General features: G+C 68.8%; 17 protein-coding genes and 1 tRNA gene. 8 read left to right on the top strand and 10 right to left on the bottom strand.

Translation table 11 applies throughout. The features are described 5' to 3' along the window. The 3 genes from AC5Y43_RS21735 to AC5Y43_RS21725 are packed head-to-tail and all read left to right on the top strand — an operon-like array spanning window position 1 to window position 4,047. On the top strand, window positions 1-852 hold the full coding sequence (locus tag AC5Y43_RS21735; protein WP_499975878.1) for a potassium-transporting ATPase subunit C: 852 nt from the start codon (window positions 1-3) through the stop codon (window positions 850-852). Between the two features lie 7 nt (window positions 853-859). Continuing rightward, window positions 860-3,370 carry a DUF4118 domain-containing protein gene (locus AC5Y43_RS21730; protein ID WP_499975876.1) on the top strand — a complete coding sequence of 837 codons (2,511 nt, stop codon included), beginning with the start codon at window positions 860-862 and terminating at the stop codon, window positions 3,368-3,370. Next, window positions 3,367-4,047, top strand: a complete 681-nt coding sequence (locus tag AC5Y43_RS21725; RefSeq protein ID WP_499975875.1) for a response regulator — start codon at window positions 3,367-3,369, stop codon at window positions 4,045-4,047. Before AC5Y43_RS21730 ends, AC5Y43_RS21725 begins: the two co-directional genes overlap by 4 nt. 228 nt (window positions 4,048-4,275) lie before the next feature. Here AC5Y43_RS21725 and AC5Y43_RS21720 read toward each other — a convergent pair whose 3' ends face one another. The 9 genes from AC5Y43_RS21720 to AC5Y43_RS21680 all read right to left on the bottom strand — a co-directional run bounded on the left by AC5Y43_RS21720 (window position 4,276) and on the right by AC5Y43_RS21680 (window position 14,451). Beyond that, the gene (locus AC5Y43_RS21720; RefSeq protein WP_499975873.1) at window positions 4,276-4,578 is read right to left on the bottom strand and encodes a hypothetical protein; all 303 of its coding nucleotides are present in this window, start codon (window positions 4,576-4,578) and stop codon (window positions 4,276-4,278) included. Between the two features lie 188 nt (window positions 4,579-4,766). Beyond that, complete coding sequence (locus AC5Y43_RS21715) at window positions 4,767-5,711, bottom strand: Ppx/GppA phosphatase family protein (protein WP_499975872.1); 945 nt, start codon at window positions 5,709-5,711, stop codon at window positions 4,767-4,769. After that, entirely contained in the window at window positions 5,705-6,193 is a 489-nt protein-coding gene (locus tag AC5Y43_RS21710; protein ID WP_499975870.1) for a DUF501 domain-containing protein, read from the bottom strand. The genes AC5Y43_RS21715 and AC5Y43_RS21710 overlap by 7 nt, the downstream gene beginning before the upstream one ends. After that, window positions 6,186-6,815, bottom strand: a complete 630-nt coding sequence (locus tag AC5Y43_RS21705; protein WP_499975869.1) for an FtsB family cell division protein — start codon at window positions 6,813-6,815, stop codon at window positions 6,186-6,188. The genes AC5Y43_RS21710 and AC5Y43_RS21705 overlap by 8 nt, the downstream gene beginning before the upstream one ends. A 1-nt stretch (window position 6,816) precedes the next feature. Beyond that, entirely contained in the window at window positions 6,817-8,106 is a 1,290-nt protein-coding gene (gene eno / locus AC5Y43_RS21700) for a phosphopyruvate hydratase (protein ID WP_499975867.1), read from the bottom strand. 45 nt (window positions 8,107-8,151) lie between these two features. Further along, window positions 8,152-8,880, bottom strand: a complete 729-nt coding sequence (locus AC5Y43_RS21695; protein WP_499975908.1) for a lytic transglycosylase domain-containing protein — start codon at window positions 8,878-8,880, stop codon at window positions 8,152-8,154. Window positions 8,881-9,158: 278 nt separating this feature from the next. Continuing rightward, window positions 9,159-10,118: a nucleoside triphosphate pyrophosphohydrolase gene (locus AC5Y43_RS21690; RefSeq protein WP_499975907.1), complete on the bottom strand. Its 960-nt coding sequence runs from the start codon at window positions 10,116-10,118 to the stop codon at window positions 9,159-9,161. Next, on the bottom strand, window positions 10,118-13,801 hold the full coding sequence (gene mfd, locus AC5Y43_RS21685; protein WP_499975866.1) for a transcription-repair coupling factor: 3,684 nt from the start codon (window positions 13,799-13,801) through the stop codon (window positions 10,118-10,120). The genes AC5Y43_RS21690 and mfd overlap by 1 nt, the downstream gene beginning before the upstream one ends. A 56-nt stretch (window positions 13,802-13,857) precedes the next feature. After that, a complete protein-coding gene (locus AC5Y43_RS21680; RefSeq protein ID WP_499967478.1) occupies window positions 13,858-14,451 on the bottom strand; it encodes a TetR/AcrR family transcriptional regulator in 594 nt (197 codons plus the stop codon). A gap of 131 nt (window positions 14,452-14,582) precedes the next feature. Between AC5Y43_RS21680 and AC5Y43_RS21675 the strand changes: the two genes are divergently transcribed. From AC5Y43_RS21675 to AC5Y43_RS21655, 5 genes are all read left to right on the top strand, one after another. After that, a tRNA-Gln gene (locus tag AC5Y43_RS21675) sits at window positions 14,583-14,654 on the top strand. 46 nt (window positions 14,655-14,700) lie between these two features. Continuing rightward, entirely contained in the window at window positions 14,701-16,155 is a 1,455-nt protein-coding gene (gene glmU, locus AC5Y43_RS21670; protein WP_499975865.1) for a bifunctional UDP-N-acetylglucosamine diphosphorylase/glucosamine-1-phosphate N-acetyltransferase GlmU, read from the top strand. A 97-nt stretch (window positions 16,156-16,252) separates the two neighbouring features. Further along, window positions 16,253-17,233, top strand: coding sequence for a ribose-phosphate diphosphokinase (locus AC5Y43_RS21665; RefSeq protein WP_499975863.1), 981 nt, complete (start codon window positions 16,253-16,255; stop codon window positions 17,231-17,233). Continuing rightward, entirely contained in the window at window positions 17,234-17,581 is a 348-nt protein-coding gene (gene arsC, locus AC5Y43_RS21660; RefSeq protein ID WP_499975862.1) for an arsenate reductase (glutaredoxin), read from the top strand. Further along, window positions 17,578-18,225 (top strand): LpqN/LpqT family lipoprotein, encoded by a 648-nt coding sequence (locus AC5Y43_RS21655; protein ID WP_499975861.1) that lies wholly within the window; start codon window positions 17,578-17,580, stop codon window positions 18,223-18,225. The genes arsC and AC5Y43_RS21655 overlap by 4 nt, the downstream gene beginning before the upstream one ends. Window positions 18,226-18,259: 34 nt before the next feature. On the opposite strand, the gene AC5Y43_RS21650 is transcribed toward AC5Y43_RS21655, so the two are convergent. Next, window positions 18,260-21,577 carry a LuxR C-terminal-related transcriptional regulator gene (locus tag AC5Y43_RS21650; RefSeq protein ID WP_499975859.1) on the bottom strand — a complete coding sequence of 1,106 codons (3,318 nt, stop codon included), beginning with the start codon at window positions 21,575-21,577 and terminating at the stop codon, window positions 18,260-18,262. Window positions 21,578-21,669 lie beyond the last annotated feature (92 nt).

The raw sequence follows: 21,669 nt of genomic DNA, 5'->3' as shown, positions 1-21,669 counted from the left end.
ATGAAGTACTCCAATTTCGTCCGCATGCACTGGGCGGCCTTGCGCACGCTTCTGGTGTTGACCGTGATCCTCGGGCTGGCCTACCCGGCCTTCATCTGGCTGGTCGCGCAGCTGCCGGGGCTGCGCGAGAAGGCCGAAGGCTCGATTCTCACCGCCGGCGGCAGGCCGGTCGGCAGCGGACTGATCGGCCAGTCTTTCACCGGCTCGGACGGCAATCCGCTGCCACAGTACTTTCAGAGTCGTCCCTCGGCGGCAGGCTATGACCCGCTGTCGTCGGGAGCGAGCAACCTGGGGCCGGAGAGCATCGTCGACGCGCCCGGCAAGCCGAGCCTGCTGACGCAGGTGTGCGCGCGCAGCGCGGCGGTGGGGCGGCTCGAGGGCGTGAACGGGTCGCGCCCGTTCTGCACCGATGGCGGTGTGGGCGCGGTGCTTTCCGTGATCGGCACGCGGGTGGTCAGCGTCAACGAGCCGTGCCAGACGAACTCCGCTCCGTTTTTGGCGACCTTCGAGGGCGTCCGCGTCGAGTGCGCGAGGGTCGGGGAGGACTACTCGATGGGCCGGATCGTGCCCATCCGCGGGGCCGCACCCGCCCACCCGGCCGTGCCCGCCGACGCCGTCACCGCCGGCGGAAGTGGCCTGGACCCGCACATCTCGCCGGCCTACGCCGACCTTCAAGTCGCCCGGGTGGCCACGGCCCGGCACGTCAGCGCGGACCGGATCCGGGCGGTCGTTGCGGCGCACCGCAGCGGGCGTGCGCTGGGGCTTTTCGGCGAGGCCGTCGTCAACGTGGTCGAGCTCAACCTGCAACTCGACCACACGTATCCGGTCGCGGGCCAGCGCGTAGGGGGATGATGGTTGGGTGAACCATCCCAAGCGCGGGGAGCTACGCATCTACCTGGGTGCGGCTCCGGGCGTCGGCAAGACGTACGCGATGCTCGGGGAGGCACACCGGCGCCTGGAACGCGGCACCGACCTGGTGGCGGCCGTCGTCGAGACCCACGGTCGTGCGAAAACCGCGCAGCTGCTCGACGGCGTGGAAGCCGTTCCGCCGCGCTACGTCGAATACCGTGGCGGCAGCTTTCCCGAGCTCGACGTGCCCGCCGTGCTGGCCCGCCACCCGCAGGTGGTCCTGGTCGACGAACTCGCCCACACCAACACACCCGGCAGCAAGAACCAAAAGCGTTGGCAGGACGTCGAGGAACTGCTCGAGGCCGGGATCACGGTGATCTCCACCGTCAACATCCAACACCTGGAAAGCCTCAACGACGTCGTCGCCCAGATCACGGGCATCGAGCAGCAGGAAACTATTCCGGACTCGATCGTGCGCCAGGCGTCGCAGGTTGAGCTCATCGACATCACACCGGAGGCGCTGCGCCGCAGGCTCTCCCACGGCAACGTCTACGCCCCTGAGCGGATCGATGCGGCGCTGTCGAATTATTTCCGCCGCGGAAACCTCACGGCGCTGCGGGAATTGGCGCTGCTGTGGCTGGCCGACCAGGTTGATACCGCCCTGGCCTCCTACCGCGCCGAGCACAAGATCACCGACACGTGGGAGGCGCGTGAGCGGGTCGTGGTCGCGGTGACCGGCGGTCCGGAATCCGAGACGCTGGTGCGACGGGCGTCGCGGATCGCCTCGAAGTCCAGCGCCGAGCTGATGGTGGTGCACGTCGTGCGCGGCGACGGGCTGGCGGGCCTGTCGGAGGCCCGGATGGCCAAGATTCGCGAGCTGGCCGGCAGCCTGGACGCCTCCGTGCACACCGTGGTCGGTGACGACGTGCCCACGGCCCTACTGGATTTCGCGCGCGAGATGAACGCCACCCAGGTGGTGATCGGCACCTCGCGGCGACCGCGCTGGGCGCGCATCTTCGAGGAGGGTATCGGCCAGACGATCGTCGAGCGGTCCGGGAAGATCGACGTGCACATCGTCACCCATGAGGATTCCAGGTCCCGCCCGGCGTCGCTCGCGCCCCGCGAGCGGCGCGTCGCCTCCTGGCTGGCGGCGGTCGCCGTGCCGTCGGTCGTCTGCGCACTCACGGTGACGGTGTTCGACCGGTATCTCGACAACGGCGGCGAGAGCGCGCTGTTCTTTGTGGGCGTGCTGTTGGTGGGGCTGTTGGGAGGCGTTGCCCCGGCGGTCCTTTCGGCGGTGCTGTCCGGGCTGTTGCTGAACTACTACCTGATTACGCCGCGGCACAGCTTGACCATCGCCGAACCGAACAGCGCCATAACCGAATTGGTGCTGTTGCTGATCGCGGTCGCGGTCGCGGTGCTTGTCGACGGCGCCACCAAACGCCGGCGCGAGGCACGGCGCGCATCGCAGGAAGCCGAACTGCTGACGCTGTTCGCGGGGTCGGTGCTGCGCGGCGCGGATCTCGAGACACTGCTGGAGCGCGTGCGGGAGACCTATTCGCAGCGCGCGGTCAGCATGCTGCGGGAGTCCGGCGAAAACATGGGGTGCGTGGCCGGCGTGGGCAAAGATCCCTGTGTGACGGTCGATTCGGCGGACACCGCGATCGAGGTCGGTGATGACGAATTCTGGATGCTGCTGGCCGGCAGGAAGCTCTCCGCGCGTGACCGAAGGGTGCTCGGCGCGGTGGCCAAACAGGCCGCAGGGCTGATCAGACAGCGCGAGCTGGCCGAAGAGGCCAGCCGCACCGAGGCGATCGTGCGGGCCGACGAGCTGCGGCGCTCGCTGCTCTCGGCCGTCAGCCACGACCTGCGCACGCCGCTGGCGGCGGCCAAGGTGGCGGTTTCCAGCCTGCGCGCCGACGACGTGGCCTTCTCCCCCCAGGACACCGCCGAGTTGCTGGCCACCATCGAGGAATCGATCGACCAGCTGACGGCGCTGGTCGGAAACCTCCTCGATTCCTCGCGGTTGGCCGCCGGCGTGGTTCATCCCGAGCGGCTTCGGGTGTATCTGGAGGAAACGGTGCAGCGGGCTCTGGTGAGCATCGGCACGGGTGCCACCGGTTTCAACCGTTCCGCCATCGATCGCGTCAAGGTCGACGTCGGCGATGCCGTGGTGATGGCCGACGCCGGGCTGCTCGAACGCGTCCTTGCCAACCTGATCGACAACGCGCTGCGATACGCGCCCAACTGTGTGGTCCGCGTCAACGCCGGACGGGTGGGCGATCGCGTCCTGATCAACGTCATCGACGAAGGGACCGGCATCCCCCAGGGCGGCGAGGATCAGATCTTCGAGGCGTTCCAGCGGCTGGGCGATCACGACAACACCACCGGCGTGGGACTGGGGATGTCGGTGGCGCGTGGCTTCGTCGAGGCGATGGGCGGCGCGATCGCGGCCGGCGACACTCCGGGGGGCGGATTGACCGTGGTGGTGGATCTGGCGGCACCTGCGGGTGAGACATGACGCGCGTATTGGTGATCGACGACGAACCGCACATCCTGCGCGCGCTGAAGATCAATCTGTCGGTGCGCGGCTACGAGGTCGTCACCGCGTCGACCGGCGCGGGAGCGCTGCGCGCCGCCGCCGAGCACAAACCCGATGTCGTGATCCTGGACCTGGGCCTGCCCGACATCTCCGGTATCGAGGTGCTGGCCGGCTTGCGCGGCTGGCTCTCGGTGCCGGTGATCGTGTTGTCGGCCCGCACGGATTCGTCGGACAAGGTCGAGGCGCTCGACGCCGGCGCCGATGACTATGTGACGAAACCCTTTGGCATGGACGAGTTTTTGGCCCGGCTGCGCGCTGCAGTGCGTCGCAACGCGGCGGCGTCCGAGCTGGAGGAGCCCGTGATCGAGACCGACGCGTTCACCGTCGATCTGGCCGCCAAGAAGGTCACCAAGGACGGCAACGAGGTGCATCTCACGCCGACCGAATGGGGCATGCTTGAAGTGCTGGCGCGCAACCGGGGCAAGCTGGTCGGCCGCGAGGAGCTCTTGAAGGAGGTGTGGGGGCCTTCCTATGCCACCGAAACCCATTACCTGCGCGTCTATCTCGCGCAGCTGCGCCGCAAGCTCGAGGACGATCCGTCGCATCCCAAGCACCTGCTGACCGAGTCGGGTATGGGGTACCGCTTCGAGGTGTGAGCTGCGGCTGTCTGCCGCTGGCACCCGTCCAAATCACACCTGCCACTTTGATATCTGTCCGGAAGTGGTCACTTAATTGCCCGCCTCATAGCGACAACTTGGCTACCTTGGCCGCCGCACGCCAGGGCGAGGCCGCCGCGTACGCCGGGCGCGCGTGTGATGGCTGCCAGCCCAAATCACGTCGGCCACTTTCGTATCTGTCCGGAAGTGGTCACCCAATTGCCCGCCTTATAGCGACAACTTGTCCGCCCTGGCCGCCGCACGTAACGCCAGCACGCGTTGGTGGATTCGGTGCTCCGTCGAGCGCGGCATGTACCCAGGCCCGTACCTGCCGCGTCCAAGCCGGTATACCCGACCGCGCTGGACCTCCCATCGCAGCGCATCCGCGATCACCTTCGATGGTCTGCCACGGACGCAAAAGCCATGCCAGGCAAGCGCATCAGTCATCTCCGGGATGGTGGCCGGTCCATGCACGGCCAAGTGCATCGCGAGCACGTAACGAAGCTCGGTCCCTTTGAGTCGATGGTTCATAGTAGAACGGTGGCACACGGGTCTGACATCAAACCGAGTTGTCGCTTTAAGGCGGGCAAAGAGGGTGCCGCTCTCCACAAGGGCCAGTGTGGCGGAAGCGATCCGACCGCCACGTCTACCAGAGTTGTCGCCATGAGGCGGGCAAAGAGGGTGCCGCCTTTTGCAGGGACGCATGTGGCTGATGTGTCTCAACGGGCGATCGACAGCACGATCCCGTCCAGGATGTCGTGCTCGCTCACGACCAGCTCGTCGATGCCGGCGCGCGTGCGCAGCTCGCGCGCCAACTCCTCGACCACGATGGCCCCGCCCCCGATCACATCGGCCCTACCCTGGTGCATGGGCCCCAAGGCGGCTCGCCCCGAACGCGTCATGCCGATCAGCCGCTCGCACACGGCCAGCAAGTCGCGGCCGGAGACCCGCGAAAGATGAATGGCCGCAGCGTCATACGTCGTCATGTTATGGGCCAGCGCGGACAGCGTGGTCATCGTTCCGGCGAGCCCGACCCACGTCCGCGCGCCCTCGACGGGTACCGCGCGCAGCGCGACGTCCAGGCGCTCGCGCACCACGTCACGCGCTGCCTGCACCTCCTCCACAGTGGGCGGGTCGGAGTGCAGGCACCGCTCGGTCAGCCGGACACACCCGATGTCGGCCGAATAGCTGGCCACCACGGCCTCACCGCCGACCACGATCTCGGTGGACCCGCCGCCCAGATCGACGACGACGAACGGCCCTGCAGCGCTGTCCAACTCGCCGACGGCGCCGGAGAAGGACAGCGAAGCCTCCTCGGCGCCGCTGATCACCTCCGCGACCGCGCCGGGTACCACCGAGCCCAGCACCGAGGCCGTCATCGCGAAAAAGTCATCGCGATTACTCACGTCCCGGGCCGCCGAAGTCGCCACCATTCGCACCCGTTCGACGCCGTGTTTATTCAGCAGCGCGGCGTAGTCGGCGAGTGCGGCGCCGGTCCGGTCGATCGCCTCCGGCGCGAACTGGCCGGTCGCGTCCACACCCTGACCGAGCCGCACGATCCGCGTCTCACGATGCACGTCGCTGAGCCGTCCGTCACGAAAGTCCGCGATCAGCAACCGAATCGAGTTGGTGCCGCAGTCGATTCCGGCCAGGCGGCTCACCACTGCCCCACCACCACCACCGATGCCAGCGCCGGCTCGCCGGCCAACAGAGCCAGCGCCTCGTCGCCAAGGGGATTCACACCCGGACCCTTGGCCAGCGAGTGCGCGATCAGCACGTGCAGGCATTTGACCCGGTCCGGCATCCCCCCGCCGGAGAAGGTGGTCCCCAGCGGTTCGATCGCGTCGCGCTCGGCCAGGTACGACTCGTGTGCCCGCCGATACGCGGCCGCCAACGCCGGGTCCGTCCGCAACCGCTCGGTCATCGCACGCATCAACCCCGTGGTCTCGAGCCTGCTCGCGGCCGCGGTCAGCGCCGGATGCGTCAGGTAGTACAGCGTCGGAAAGGGTGTTCCGTCAGGCAGTTTCGGCGCGGTCTTCACCACCCCCGGCTCGCCGTTGGGACACCGGTAGGCGACCTCCAGCACCCCGCGCGGTTCACGCCCCAGCTGACGCGCCACCGCTTCCAGGTCGGCGCGATCAACCACCGGGCGCGGCGGGAGTCGGGGCGGGCGGGGGCGCGGGCGGCAGGTGCGGGGCGTCGGCGATGGTGTGCCACAGCGAGGTGTACCAGGGATCGTTGTTGGCCGGTTTCGCCGCCTCCGCCCCGGGTTGCGGCGACGCCGCCGCCGTCGGCGGAAGCTGGACCTGGAACGGGATGTCCCCGGGCATCACGAAGCCGAGGCGCTCACGCGCCTGCGCCGCAATGTAAGCCGGGTCGCCCAGCTTCGCCTTCTTCTGTTCGAGATCGGTGATCTGGCGGCGCAGCGCGGCTTCGCTTGCGGCCAGCTGATTCATCTCGGTCCGCTGCGCGAAGTAGGTGCGCACCGGCCCGGCGATGGTCAGGGTCAACACGCAGATCACGGCGGCCAGCACCGCCGCGCGCCGCGCGGTGAAACCCAGCCGCTGATCCGAACGCTGCTCGACGGACTCGGCGACCTGCCGCTTGATGGGCTCGACCACACGCTCATGCAGCGTCCGCGAGGTGTTCCGGGCAGCTGTCTGCGCGGGCGCAGACGGGCCCGAGGCGCGCCGGCGCCGAACCGAATCGCCGGCCTTCCCCGGTCTCGATGCCGGGGAGCGCCGCTTCGGATCGGGCTTGGGCGTCAACCTATTTGGCCTCCGGCACGTAGCGGGGGAACGCGAGGTCGCCGGCGTAGCGTGCCGCGTCGCCGAGGGCCTCCTCGATCCGGAGCAGCTGATTGTATTTGGCGACGCGCTCGCTGCGCGCGGGCGCGCCGGTCTTGATCTGTCCGCAGCCGGCGGCCACCGCAAGGTCGGCGATCATGGTGTCCTCGGTCTCGCCGCTGCGGTGACTCATCATCGTGCGATATCCGCTGTGGTGGGCCAGCGCGACGGCGTCGAGCGTCTCGGTCAGCGTGCCGATCTGATTCACCTTGACCAGCAACGCGTTTGCCACGCCCTTGTCGATGCCCTCTTCCAGCCGTTCGGGGTTGGTGACGAAGATGTCGTCGCCGACGATCTGCACCCGGTCGCCGATCGCGGCGGTCAGCGCCGCCCACCCTTCCCAATCGTCTTCGGAGAGCGGGTCTTCCAGCGATACCAGCGGATAGGAGCCGAGCAGGCCGGCGTAGAACTCGGCCATCTGCTCAGCGGTGCGGGTGGAGCCCTCGAAGGCGTAACCGGTGCCCTCGGCGTAGAACTCGGTGGCCGCGGCGTCGAGGGCCAGCGCCACGTCGGTCCCGAGCCGGAATCCGGCCGATTCGATGGCCAGGCCGATCAGGTCCAGGGCAGCGGTGGTGCCGGCCACGTCGGGGGCGAATCCGCCCTCGTCGCCCAGGCCGGTCGACAGCCCCTCCTTCTTGAGCACCGCCTTGAGCGCGTGGTACACCTCGGCGCCCCAGCGCAACGCCTCGGCGAAGCTGGGTGCGCCGATCGGTGCGACCATGAACTCCTGGATGTCGACCGCGGTGTCGGCGTGCGCGCCGCCGTTCAGGATGTTCATCATCGGCACCGGCAGGATGTGCGCGTTGGGCCCGCCGATATAGCGGAACAGCGGCAGCTCGGCGGAGTCGGCGGCCGCCTTGGCCACGGCCAGCGACACACCCAGGATCGCGTTGCCGCCCAGCCGGGACTTGTCGGGCGTGCCGTCGAGGTCCACCAGTGCCTGGTCCACCAGCCGCTGGTCGTCGGCGTTGAGCCCGATCACGGCCGGCCCGATCTCGTCGAGGACTGCCTGCACCGCCTTCTGCACGCCCTTGCCGCCGTAACGCTCACCGCCGTCACGCAACTCGACGGCCTCGTGCTCGCCGGTCGACGCGCCCGACGGCACCGCTGCCCGGGCGAACGTCCCGTCCATCAGGGCTATCTCGACCTCGACCGTGGGGTTACCGCGGGAGTCGAGGATCTCGCGGGCCCCGACCTGCTCGATAATCGGCACTGCGTTCTCCTTGCGTCATAAACCGTCGTCCAGCGATACATCCTGCTACAGCGGGTGCCCCGCCGCGTAGGCGGTCGCCCAGTCCCGCACCGCCCGCGCGTAGACCCCGGAGTTGTTGTAGGCACGCATCGCGGTCAGCCACCCCCGCGGCGTGGCGAGATCTTTTCCACGCCAACACAGGTAACCCGCCGCCGCGAGCGCAGCGTCGTCGATGTTGTCCGGGCTGAGGCGGCCGTCGTTGTGCGCGTCCACCCCGTACAACCGCCACGTCTCCGGGATGAACTGCATCGGCCCCATCGCGCGCACCACATCGCCCTCACCGTCCAGACCGTCCTCGCTGTCCACGATGCGCAGGGTGCCGCCGGTGCCGTCGAGGCGCACGCCCCGAATGGGCGGGCTCACATCCCCGTTGGGCGACAATGTCGCGCCCCGGTAGGTGCCGTGGTGGCTCTCGACCTGCCCGATGCCCGCCAGCGTGGTCCACGCGATATGGCATTTGGGGTTCTCGACCTCGGCGACCCGGGCCGCGTACGCGTAGGCCTCCAGCGCGATGACCGGGATTTCCAGTGCCGCCGACCGTTGTTGGGCCCATCCCCGCAACTGATCCGCGGGCCGGCCGCTGAGGTGGGTGTCCACCGCCGGCACCGGATCCCCGGCAGGCGGCGGGACGCCGTCGGGGATGAACAGGCTGAGCTGCCAGGTGCAACTGGAGGCGAGAAGCATGGCGGTCGCGCCGATCACGGCGCCCGCGCGCAACCAGCGCCTCGGCGACACCATCCTTAAAGAGCTCCCCTGCACTTCACCTACACAAACGTCGGCCATCACCATCGTCCCATGGGTTTCGGGACTACCCCGCGGATTTCGGCGCCCGCGGCGCCCGTTGCCGCCGGGTCGGCGGTTAGCTGCCAGCGATCATGGCTAGCAAACCCAGACCAAACCCAACCGCGCGCATTCGCACCCCAACCGCAGCATCACCCGGTCGCGGGTGGCGGTAGCGGCAAACTTCGCTGCAGTCGCTGCACGCAATTGTTACGAGCTTGATGTGAGCCGCGCTATTGCCGTGGCCCGTCGGCGCCCCCGTCCGATGGCCAGTGCGCGCGCCATTCCTCCTCGGTGACGCCGGCCAGCGGGGCCGCGTCGAGCCCGTCGGTGAGGCCGCCGCGGGCCGCGGCAATCGCCCTCTCCGCACTGTGAACCGTGTCCACGAACTCCAAAACGACTGCGCGAAGCGCGCTTTCCGCGTCGACGTCGGCCGACACGGAAACAGACGTCATCTCGGCGGGAATCAGCTCGGCGGGCAGGTCCGCCTTTTCCGCGCGTTGAATCACCTTCTGCGCCAAAGCCAATGCCGGCTGTCCGGTGTGGACGTCATCCATCACGGAGTTTCGTGGCTTTTCGGCCGCCTTGCGCTCTTCCCACTGCGCCAGCTGCTCTTCGAGCGAAATCGATTCTCCCGCCAGCACTCCGGGCACCCGGTTCCCCAGCTTGCGCATCAGCGTGGCGGCGACGTCGTCGATGGTGAAGGGAAACTGTGGCGACTCCTCGGCGATGCGGGAGTGAAAGAGAACCTGCAGCAGCACGTCGCCCAGTTCCTCGCGCAGCCGGTCGGCGTCGCCGATGCGCACGGCGTCCAGCAGCTCGTAGGTTTCCTCCAGCAAGAACCTGCGCAACGAGTCGTGCGTTTGCTCGCTTTCCCAGGGGCCCGCGGTGCGCAGCTTGTCCATCATCGCGACGGCGTCGACCAGCCGCTCGCCGCGCGGGGTGTCCGGCGCCGAGATCAGCCGCGCTCCGGCCGCCAACCGCGCGGTGACGGCCGGGTGGTCGCGGTCGGAGGACAGCAGCACCGGTGCCGGGGTGTCGGGGTCGCCGAAGTGCACCGGCCGCGCCGCGGTCAGCGACCAGGGCACCGCGACGGGCATCTCTTCGGTGTATTCGACCTCGCCGGCGAGGTGCTCGATGGCCTCGATCGGCACCAGGGACGGGCGGCGGGGGTCGAACAGGACGACGATCATCACGCCCGCCGCTCCTCGCTCGACACCGCTGAACTTGAACTCGTTATACCAAGGTCGATCTGTGGTTTCCCCTCGAGCGCCGTCACCAGGTTGGCCACCATCTGCAGCAACTCGACGTCGCGCAGCCGCGGCGCACCGACCCCCCCGGGCCGCGGGATGGGCACCTGGACCGTCGACGTCGTCGCGCGGTAGTTCGCCGCCGGGTACATCCGTTTGAGCCGCACCTGGGCCGAATCCAGCAGTGTCACCGGCGACAGCCGCACCGTCGAAGCCGCCGACGCGGCCGAGACCTCGGTGATGCCGACGCCGCGGCACAGCAGCCGCAACCGCGCGACGGCCACCAGCCGTTCGGCGGGCTCGGGCAGCGCCCCGTAGCGGTCGGTGAGCTCCTCCACGACGGCGGCGATACCCGCGTCGTCCGGCGCCGCGGCCAGCCGCCGGTAGCCCTCCAGCCGCAGCCGGTCGCTGGCGATGTAATCCGGCGGCAGGTGCGCATCGACCGGCAGGTCGATGCGCACGTCCTTGGGCTCCTCGGGCGCCGTGACCGTCTGGCCGTCGGCGGCGGCCCGGTACGCCTCGACGGCCTCGCCCACCAGCCGCACGTACAGATCGAAGCCCACCCCGGCGACGTGCCCGGACTGCTCGACGCCCAAAACGTTGCCGGCGCCGCGGATCTCGAGGTCTTTGAGCGCGACAGCCATGCCCGCGCCCAGCTCGTTGTTCTGGGCGATGGTCGCCAACCGGTCGTAGGCCGTCTCGGTCAGCGGCACGTGCGGCGGATACAGGAAGTAGGCGTAACCGCGCTCCCGGCTGCGGCCGACCCGGCCGCGCAGCTGGTGCAGCTGGGACAGGCCGAAGGTGTCGGCCCGCTCGACGATGAGCGTGTTGGCATTCGAGATGTCCAGGCCGGTCTCGACGATCGTGGTGCACACGAGGATGTCGTATTCCCGGTTCCAGAAGCCCTGCACGGTGCGCTCCAGCCGTTCCTCGGGCATCTGCCCGTGCGCGACGACGACCCGCGCCTCGGGCACCAGCTCGCGGACCCGCGCCGCGGCCCGGTCGATGGAGCTCACCCGGTTGTGCACGTAGAACGCCTGGCCGTCACGCAGCAGCTCGCGCCGCAGGGCGGCCCCGACCTGCTTGTCGTCGTGCGGACCGACGTAGGTCAGCACCGGGTACCGCTCCTCGGGCGGGGTCAGGATCGTCGACATCTCCCGGATCCCGGCCAGGCTCATCTCCAGGGTGCGCGGGATCGGCGTGGCGCTCATGGTCAGCACGTCGACGTGGGTGCGCAGCGACTTGATGTGCTCCTTGTGCTCGACGCCGAACCGCTGCTCCTCGTCGACGACGACCAGCCCCAGGTCCTTCCAGCGCACCCCGGTCTGCAGCAGCCGGTGCGTGCCGATCACGACGTCCACCGTCCCGTCGGCCAGGCCCTCGATCACCGCCCGGGACTCCGCGGCGTCGGTGAACCGGGACAGCCCCTTGACGGTCACCGGGAAGTCGGCCATCCGCTCGCCGAACGTCTGCAGGTGCTGGTCGGCCAGCAGCGTGGTGGGCACCAGCACGGCGACCTGCTTGCCGTCCTGCACGGCCTTGAACGCCGCGCGCACCGAGATCTCGGTCTTGCCGTAGCCGACGTCGCCGCAGATCACCCGGTCCATCGGGATCGGCTTTTCCATGTCGGACTTGACCTCGGTGATCGCGGTGAGCTGGTCGACGGTCTCGGTGAAACCGAACGCGTCTTCCATCTCGGCCTGCCACGGGGTGTCCGGCCCGAACGCGTGCCCGGGGCTGGCCTGCCGCTTGGCGTACAGCGACACCAGCTCGCCGGCGATCTCGCGCACCGCACGCCGGGCCTTGGTCTTGGTGTTGGCCCAGTCGCTGCCGCCGAGCCGGCTCAGCGCGGGCGCCTGCCCGCCGACATAGCGCGACAGCTGGTCCAGGGAATCCATTGGGACATAAAGCCTGTCGGCCTGCTGGCCCCTCTTGCTCGACGCGTACTCCAGCACCAGGTACTCGCGGCGCGCGCCGCCGACCGTGCGCTCGACCATCTCCACGAACCGCCCGATGCCGTGCTGATCGTGCACCACCAGGTCGCCGGCCGTCAGCGCCAGCGGGTCGACGGTGTTGCGCCGCTTGGCGGCCAGCCGCTTGCCCTCGACGGCGGTGGCCCGGTTGCCGGTCAGGTCGGTCTCGGTGATGACCACCAGGTTCGCGCCCGGGATGACGACGCCGTCGTGCAACGGGCCCTTGAGCACGCCGACCACTCCCGGTTTCAGCGCGTCGCCCGGTTCCAGCATGGCGGCGGGGGTGTCGGAGTCGGCCAGCCGCTCCACCACGCGGTGCGCGGTCCCGGTGCCGGGCGCGACGACCGCTCCGTAATTTCCGGCCCCTCCGGCGCCTGCGACGTGGGCGCGCAGCATCGCGAAGATGCCGTCGATGTCGTGCTGATGCCCGCGCGCCGACGGCGCCGCCCGGACGTCGAGCTCGACCGCCGACTCGTCGGACAGCTGGCTCAGCGTCCACCACGGATGCCCGCCCTCGGCAGCCGCCGCCCGCACGTCGTCCAGCTCGGCGAATCCGGACCCGCCGAATTGGGCGACGTCGACCGGAGCCTGGCTTTCCGACGTGCCCATCGCCGCCGCCGACCACGAGGCTTCCAGGAACTCGCTACCGGTCTTGATCAGGTCGGCGGCGCGGGTGCGGATCTTCTCCGGGTCGCAGAGCAGTATCGGCGTGCCCTGCGCCAGCTGGTCGGTCAGCAGCACATGCGCCCCATCTTCCCGGGGGCGCAGCACCGGCAGCAGAGCCTCCATGCCGTCGACCGCGATGCCCTCGGCGAGCTTGGCCAGCATGTCGGTGACGCTGCCGGTGATGGCGGGCCCGGTCGACGGGTGCCGCGCCGACAGCTCGGCGGCGCGCTTTTGCACCTCCTCGGTCAGCAGCAGCTCGCGGCAGGCCACCGCGATCAGGGTGTCGATCTCCAGCTCGGGGATCGAGCGCTGGTCGGCGACCGAGAACATCCGCATCTCGCTGACCTCGTCGCCCCAGAACTCGATGCGCACCGGGTGCTCGGCGGTCGGCGGGAAGACGTCGAGGATGCCGCCGCGCACCGCGAACTCGCCGCGCCGCCCGACCATGTCCACCCGGGTGTAGGCCAGCCCGACCAGCCGGGCGATCACGCCCTCGAATTCGATCTCCTGACCGACGCGCAACGTGACCGGCTCGATCAGCCCCAGCTGGGGCGTCATCGGCTGCAGCAGCGAGCGCGCCGCGGTCACCACCACCTGAAGGGGCGGCCCCAGCCGATCGTCGTCGGGGTGGGCCAGGCGGCGCAGGACCATCAGGCGGGTGCCGACGGTGTCGACGCCGGGCGAGAGCCGCTCGTGCGGCAGGGTTTCCCAGGACGGGAACAGCGCCACCGCGTCGCCGAACACGCCACGCAGTTCGGCGGTCAGGTCGTCGGCCTCGCGCCCGGTCGCGGTGACCACGAGCAGCGGTCCCAGCCGCGCCAGCGCGGCGGCGACGAACAGCCGGGCGGCGGCCGGGCCGACCAGGCTCAATTCGGCCGGCCGGTCCGCCGCGCCGTCGATCAGCTGCTTGAAGGTCGGCGCGCTCAGCGCCAGATCCACGAGCCCCGCGATCGGGGTTTCTGGGCGAGCAGGCCCCGGTCCGGTCATGATGAATACATTGTAGGGGCCCGACTTTCGGCCGCCGGAGCGCGAAGCGAGGGCCGCTACTCGTCCTGCAGCCGGGGGTCGGCCTCCAACCCGATCAGCCCGTTCCACATCAGGTTGACCAGGTGCGCGGCGACCACTTCCTTCTTGGGCTCGCGGGTGTCGAGCCACCACTGCGCCGTCATCGACACCGAACCGACGAGCGCCTGCGCGTACAGCGGCGCCAGGTCCGGATCCAGGCCCCGGCGGGCGAAGTCGCCGGCGAGGATGGAGCTGACCTGGCTGACGGCGTCGTTGAGCAGGCTGGAGTAGGTGCCCGAGCTGATCGCGGCCGGCGAGTCGCGGATCATGATCCGGAAGCCGTCGGTGCGCTCCTCGACGTAGGTGAGCAACGCCAGCGCGACCCGCTCCACCCGCACCCGGGAGCGGTTGTTGGTCAGCGACGAGGTGATGCCGTCCAGCAGCGCCGACATCTCCCGGTCGACGACGACGGCGTACAGGCCCTCCTTGCCGCCGAAATGTTCGTAGACGACGGGCTTGGACACGTTGGCGCGCAGGGCGATCTCCTCGATCGAGGTGCCCTCGTAACCGCGCTCGGCGAACAGCGAGCGCGCGATGCCGATCAGCTGCTGGCGACGATCGCTGCCGGTCATCCGGGCGCGCGGCGCCCGGGCTTCCTTATCCGTCTTATCCGGGTCCCGGTCCAGAACGGCCACGTCAGTCAGCGTATCGGTTCTGGGCGCCGAAGCGTCTAGAGTCTCTTGGTGGTCCCGTGGGCCCGCAATCCGTCGTGGTGTAATCGGCAGCACATCAGATTTTGGTTCTGAGAGTTCAGGTTCGAGTCCTGGCGACGGAGCGTGGCGGTTTTGCCTTCACCGCAGCTGGAATGCCACGCTTGACCCATGTCGTTTCGTGGTGACACCGCCGTCCTGGTCCTTGCGGCCGGGCCCGGCACCCGGATGCGTTCGGGCACCCCCAAGGTGCTGCACACCATCGCCGGGCGCAGCATGCTGTCTCATTCGCTGCACGCGATCGCCAAGGTGGCGCCACAGCACCTCGTCGTGGTCCTCGGCCACGACCACGAGCGCATCGCGCCGCTGGTCGCCGAGCTCGCCGACACCCTGGGGCGCGGCATCGACGTGGCGCTGCAGGACCGGCCGCTGGGCACCGGTCACGCCGTCCGCTGCGGCCTGGCCGCCCTGCCCGACGACTACGCCGGCATCGTCGTGGTCACCTCCGGCGACACCCCGCTGCTGGATTCCGACACCCTGGCCGGGCTGATCGCCACCCACAGCGCGCAGTCGGCCGCCGTCACCGTGCTCACCACCACGCTGGACGACCCGGGCGGCTACGGCCGCATCCTGCGCACCCAGGACAACGAGGTGATGGCGATCGTCGAGCACACCGACGCGACGGCCTCGCAACGCGAGATCCGCGAGGTCAATGCCGGCGTCTACGCCTTCGACATCGCGGCGCTGCGCTCGGCGCTGAGCCGGCTCAGCGCCGACAACGCCCAACAGGAGCTGTATTTGACCGACGTGGTCGCCATCCTGCGCGGCGACGGCCTGACCGTGCGCGCCCAGCATGTCGACGACAGCGCGCTGGTAACCGGGGTCAACAACCGCGTGCAGCTGGCCGAGTTGGGCGCCGAGCTCAACCGCCGCATCGTCGCCACCCACCAGATGTCCGGGGTGACCGTCGTGGATCCGGCCACCACCTGGATCGACGTCGACGTGACGATCGGCCGCGACACCGTCGTCCACCCCGCAACGCAGCTGCTCGGGCGCACCCGGGTCGGGGGTGGCTGCGTCGTCGGGCCCGACACCACCCTGACCGACGTCACCGTCGGCGACGGGGCATCGGTGATCCGCACGCACGGGGCGTCCTCGTCGATCGGCGACGGCGCGACCGTGGGCCCCTTCACCTACCTGCGGCCGGGCACCGTGCTGGGCGCCGACGGCAAACTCGGCGCGTTCGTCGAGACCAAGAACTCCAACATCGGCACCGGCACCAAGGTGCCGCACCTGACCTACGTCGGCGACGCCGACATCGGCGAGCACAGCAACATCGGCGCCTCCAGCGTCTTCGTCAACTACGACGGCGAATCCAAGCGGCGCACCACCGTCGGCTCGCACGTGCGCACCGGCTCGGACACCATGTTCGTCGCGCCGGTCACCGTCGGCGACGGCGCGTACACCGGCGCCGGGACCGTGGTGCGCGACGACGTCCCGCCCGGGGCGCTGGCGGTGTCGGCGGGGCCGCAACGCAATATCGAGGGCTGGGTGCAGCGCAAGCGGCCCGGCAGCGCGGCCGCCCGCGCGGCCGAAACGGCCGAACAAAAATCAGAGCGCGAATAGACACCGTGGGTTCGGTCGCTGGCAACCCCGCCACAGTTCCGTACGATTCGCCTCGTACGATTGGTAATCCATCGATCCCGACGGCGAGGGCAGTGCGTTGAGCCACGACTGGACCGATAATCGAAAAAACCTGATGCTCTTCTCCGGCCGTGCGCATCCGGAGCTGGCCGAACAGGTGGCCAAGGAACTCGACGTCCACGTCACCGCCCAGACGGCGCGGGAGTTCGCCAACGGCGAGATCTTCGTGCGCTTCCAGGAATCGGTGCGCGGCTGTGACGCGTTCGTCCTGCAGTCCGCCCCGGCGCCGGTGAACGACTGGCTGATGGAACAGCTGATCATGATCGACGCGCTCAAGCGGGGCAGCGCCAAGCGGATCACCGCCGTGATGCCGTTCTACCCCTACGCCCGCCAGGACAAGAAGCACCGCGGCCGCGAGCCGATCTCGGCGCGGCTGGTCGCCGACCTGCTCAAGACGGCGGGCGCCGACCGGATCGTGACCGTGGACCTGCACACCGACCAGATCCAGGGTTTCTTCGACGGGCCCGTCGACCACATGCGCGGCCAGAACCTGCTGACCGGCTACATCAAGGACAACTACCCCGACGGCAACATGGTGGTCGTCTCCCCCGACTCCGGCCGGGTGCGCATCGCCGAGAAATGGGCCGACGCACTGGGCGGCGTGCCGCTGGCCTTCATCCACAAGACCCGCGACCCGCGGGTGCCCAACCAGGTGGTGTCCAACCGCGTCGTCGGTGAAGTCGAGGGCCGCACCTGCGTGCTGATCGACGACATGATCGACACCGGCGGCACGATCGCCGGCGCGGTGAATCTGCTGCGCGAGGACGGCGCTTCCGACGTGGTGATCGCGGCCACCCACGGCGTGCTGTCGGAGCCGGCCGCCGAGCGCCTGGCCGCCTGCGGCGCCCGCGAGGTGATCGTCACCAACACCCTCCCGATCGGCGAAGAGAAGCGGTTCCCCCAGCTGACGATCTTATCGATCGCGCCGCTGCTGGCCAGCACCATCCGCGCGGTCTTCGAAAACGGATCGGTCACCGGGCTGTTCGACGGGGACGCCTAAATGGCCGGCGACGCTTCCATCTATCACAACCCCAAGTGCAGCACCTCGCGTAAGACGCTGGATCTGTTGCGGGACAAGGGCTTCGAGCCCGAGATCATCGAGTACCTCAAGACCCCGCCGTCGCGGGCCGAGCTGGTCCGCATGATCCGCGACGCCGGCATCGACGTGCGCACCGCCGTGCGCAAGCGCGAGCCGCTGTATGCCGAGCTCGGGCTCGATTCCGCCGGCGACGACGAGTTGCTCGACGCCATGGCCGAACACCCGATTTTGATCGAGCGACCGTTCGTCGTCACGGACAAGGGCACCCGGCTGGCCCGCCCGATCGACGCGGTGCACGAGATTCTGTGAGGCGGTGTTGGGGCGCTGCCGTGCTGGTCGCGCTGTCGGTGGCGGGCTGCGCCCCGAAAGCCCCTGACTACCAATCGATCTTGAGCAGGACCCCGACTACCACCGTCACCGCCACCACCCCCACGAAGCCCGTTCCGCTGTCGAAGTACCTGCAGGACAACGGCGTCAGCGGCAAGCAGGTGGCACCCGGTTCGCTGCCCGACCTGACCGTGTCGATACCGACACCGCCGGGCTGGGAGGCGTTCAACGATCCGAAGAAGATCGCGCCCGAGACGGTGATGATCTCCAAGGGCGGGAAGTATCCGACCGCGCGGCTGGTGGTGTTCGCGTTGCGCGGCAAGTTCGACCCGGCCCAGGTCGTCAAGCACGGCAACGACGACGCGCAGCTGTTCGAGAACTTCAGGCAGCTGGACGCGTCAACGGCCGACTACAACGGCTTCCCGTCGTCGATGATCCAGGGCAGCTACGACCTCGAGGGGATCCGGCTGCACAGCTGGAACCGGATCGTCATCCCCACCGGATCACCGCCCGCAAGCCAGCGATACCTGGTGCAGCTGACCATCACCAGCCTCGCCGAGCAGGCGGCCGCGCAGGGTCCCGACATCGACGCGATCATCCACGGATTCGTCGTCGCGGCTAAATAGCATTGCCGCGAAAGTGCAACTGGCTACGCATTTCTCAAGTGGCAGCGTCGGTAGTTGCACTTTCGCCGCACAATTGGGTCCGCGACGTCACGCCGAGCTTGGCGTAGACGTGGGTGAGATGGGTCTGCACGGTCCGCGGTGAGATGAACAGCCGCGCGCCAATGTCCTTGTTGCCCAGCCCTTCCCGCACCAGACGCACCACGTCGTTTTCCGTCGGCGTCAGCGATCCCCAGCCGCGGGTGGGTCGTTTGCGCTCGCCGCGGCCGCGTTGCGCGTAGGCGATCGCCTCCTCGGTGGACAGGTCGGCGTCCTCGGTCCAGACGGCGTCGAAGTCGTTCTGCCCCAAGGCTTCCCTGGCCACCACCAGGGTGGCGTCGTAGTCGGCCAGATACATCGGGAAGCGACCGTGGCCCATGCGCTGCCGTAAGGCATCCGCCGCGCCCAATAGACGCACCGCATACGGGTGGTTAGCGTCGCCGACCGCCAGGCGGGCAAGGCATTCGAACGTGTCGGCCACCCGCATATACCCCTTGGTGCGAGCCGCGACCGTCAGGGCCTCATGGGCGTCGCGTTCGGCCTGCTCCGGCTCGCCCTGCGCCATCGCGACGTAGGCGCGCACGGTCAGCGCCGCCATCCGATACCAGCCCGGCACCACCGCGACGGTGTCGTCGGCCCAGCGGCGGGCGCCGAGCAAATCACCGCACGCCAAAGCAGCCTCGGGGAGCAGACTGATGCTCTTGATATAGACCTCGCGCTCGGGAACGGCATGTTGCCAGGCCGCCTCGGCTGCCTGCTTTGCCGCCGCACCATCGCCGGCGGCGAGGGCGGCGTTGGCCGTGACGGCATACACCGCATCGGCATAGATGCCGCCTAGCGCTTCTGCTGCCTCATGCGCGGATCGCGCAGCGGCCTGCGCAGCCGCCGCTCGGCCCTGGTAAGCCAGCGCGTTTGCGTAAAACACGTAGCCATTGGCCTTCAACGGCAGGTCGCCGACCGTCTCCGCCTCGTCGACCAAGGCCTTAGCGATCTCGACGGCGTGGGCGACATCGCCCTGCAGCGCATGCGCCACCCCCAGCCACATTCTGCTGCCCCGTTCGAAAAACCGGTCGCCGAGGGCGTCAGCCAGATCACATCCCTCTTCGGCCGCAGCGCGCGCCGCGATCGGTTCACCGGCATAAGATGCCGTGACCGCCAGGTAGGCGAGGATCTGGCACAGGGTCCACCGATCACCCATGGTGCGAACCAGATCGATTGCCTCGGCGAAGTAGGGCTGCGCGACCTCGGCGCTGAAGAGGGCCAGCATGCCGCATGCTATGAGACTCCGGGCAATCAACGCTTGGTCCTCGAGCTGACGCGCGACGGCCAGCGCCTCCCGGGCCCGGTCCAGGCTCGCGGGGATGCCCATCCATGCCGCGAGGGCGGCGTGGTCGGCAACTGCGCTTACCCACACCGCCGGCGTGACCCCCGGGTGGACCTTGTCGGTCAGGATGGCGTCGAACCCGGCGAGTCCTTCGCGTAAGCGGCCGCGCCTCAGCCAAAACTGTTGCAACGAGGACACCAACCGCAGCGCCGTTTCAGGCTCGGAGTTCTCCCGGCACCACACGAACGCGGCCCGCAGATTGTCGATCTCGACGTCCGCCCACCGCACCAGCGCCTCGACCCCGCCCAGCCCCTGCGCGTGCAGCGCGGCGGCCGCCGCAGTGTAGTGATCGCGATGACGGGTGCGGACCTCGTCGGCCTCGCTCGATTCGCCGAGTTTTTCTTGGGCGTATTGACGCACAGTCTCCGACAATCGGTATCGCATCCCTGCGCCGGTGTCGTCGGCGACTACCAAAGATTTGTCAACCAACAGACTCAGCTGGTCCAGCAACTGGTAACGCTCGATTTCGCTGTCAGATCCAACCACCAGGGCGCCATCCAGATCGAAGCCCCCTGCGAATGCCGCGAGTCGCCGGAACAACACTTTTTCCGGCTCGGTCAGCAGCGCATGCGACCAGTCCACCGACGCGCGCAGGGTCTGTTGGCGACGTACCGCGGTGCGCGAACCGCCGGTGAGCAACCGGAAACGGTCGTGCAGACTGTCCACGATCTGGGACAACGACAGCGCCCGAACCCGCGCTGCGGCAAGCTCGATCGCCAACGGCATGCCATCGAGGCGCTCGCAGATCTCGCGAACGAGCACCGTGTTGTCCTCGCCCACAACGAAATCCGGGCGGGTGCGGCGGGCACGGTCGGCGAACAACTCGATCGCGTCGTCGACAAGAGCCAACGACGGCACCCGCCAGCTCAATTCGCCAGGCACTCCAAGAGGCTCACGGCTCGTGGTCAGAACCGTCAAGTGCGGGCAGCCCGCGAGCAGCTCGACGACCAGGGTCCCGCACGCATCGAGCAGATGCTCGCAGTTGTCGAGCAGCAGCAGCGTTCTCTTGTCGGCGAAGAATCGCACCAGCACTTCCGTGGTGGAGCGACCCTGCTGATCGGGCAGACCGAGGGTACGTGCGACGCTCACCGCCACCAGACCGGGAATCGTGATCGGAGCTAAATCGACACACCACACGCCGTCGGGAAACTCGGTGGTGAGCTGCGATGTGACTTCAACAGCGAGTCGTGTCTTGCCCGCACCCCCGGAACCGGTCAACGTCACCAACCGGTTACCGGCAACCAGTTGACACAACTCCGCTATTTGGGCTTGGCGCCCAACGAAACTCGTCAACTGAACCGGAAGATTATGCGACACAACCGCACTGCGCACGCGAAGCGGCGGAAACTCGTTGCACAGATCCGGATGGGAAAGTTGCACGACGCGCTCCGGGCGCGCCACACCCCGCAACGGGTAGCTACCCAGATCGGCCAGCCACACCCCATCGGGCATCCGGTCGGCGACCAGCGATTCGGTCACGCCCGACAGCACCGTCTGCCCACCATGGGCCAAATCGCGCAGCCGCGCCGTGCGGTTGATCGTCGGGCCGGCGTAGTTGGCGTCGTCGCGCAGCTGGATCTCGCCGGTGTGCATCCCGATGCGCAACCGGATCGGCGCCAGCGGTGCCCGCTGCAATTCCAGTGCGCACGCCACCGCGTCCGACGCGCGCGAGAACGCGGCCACAAAGCTGTCCCCCTCGCCCTGCTCCAGCGGACGCACGCCCTCGTGCGCGGCGACGGCCTCGTTGACCGTCGTGTTCAGTCGCGCCAGCGCGGTGGTCATCTCTTCGGGCCGGGTTTCCCACAGCCGCGTCGAGCCCTCGACGTCGGCCAACAGCAACGTCACCGTTCCGGTCGGCAGCAACTCGCTCACGCCCAAATCGCTCCAGGTTAACGGGGGTAGCTCCGCGTTCTGGCTCATGTTAGCCAGCATGGCGGCCGTCGACCACGCAAAACATCCGCCAGATCGCGCAGATCCTTCCGCGCGCGGCTGGGAAGCTACGCGGTCGACCGCGCAGATTTGCG

Source organism: Mycobacterium sp. NGS57 (assembly GCF_059812405.1).
This window is presented reverse-complemented; position numbering and strand designations above follow the sequence as displayed.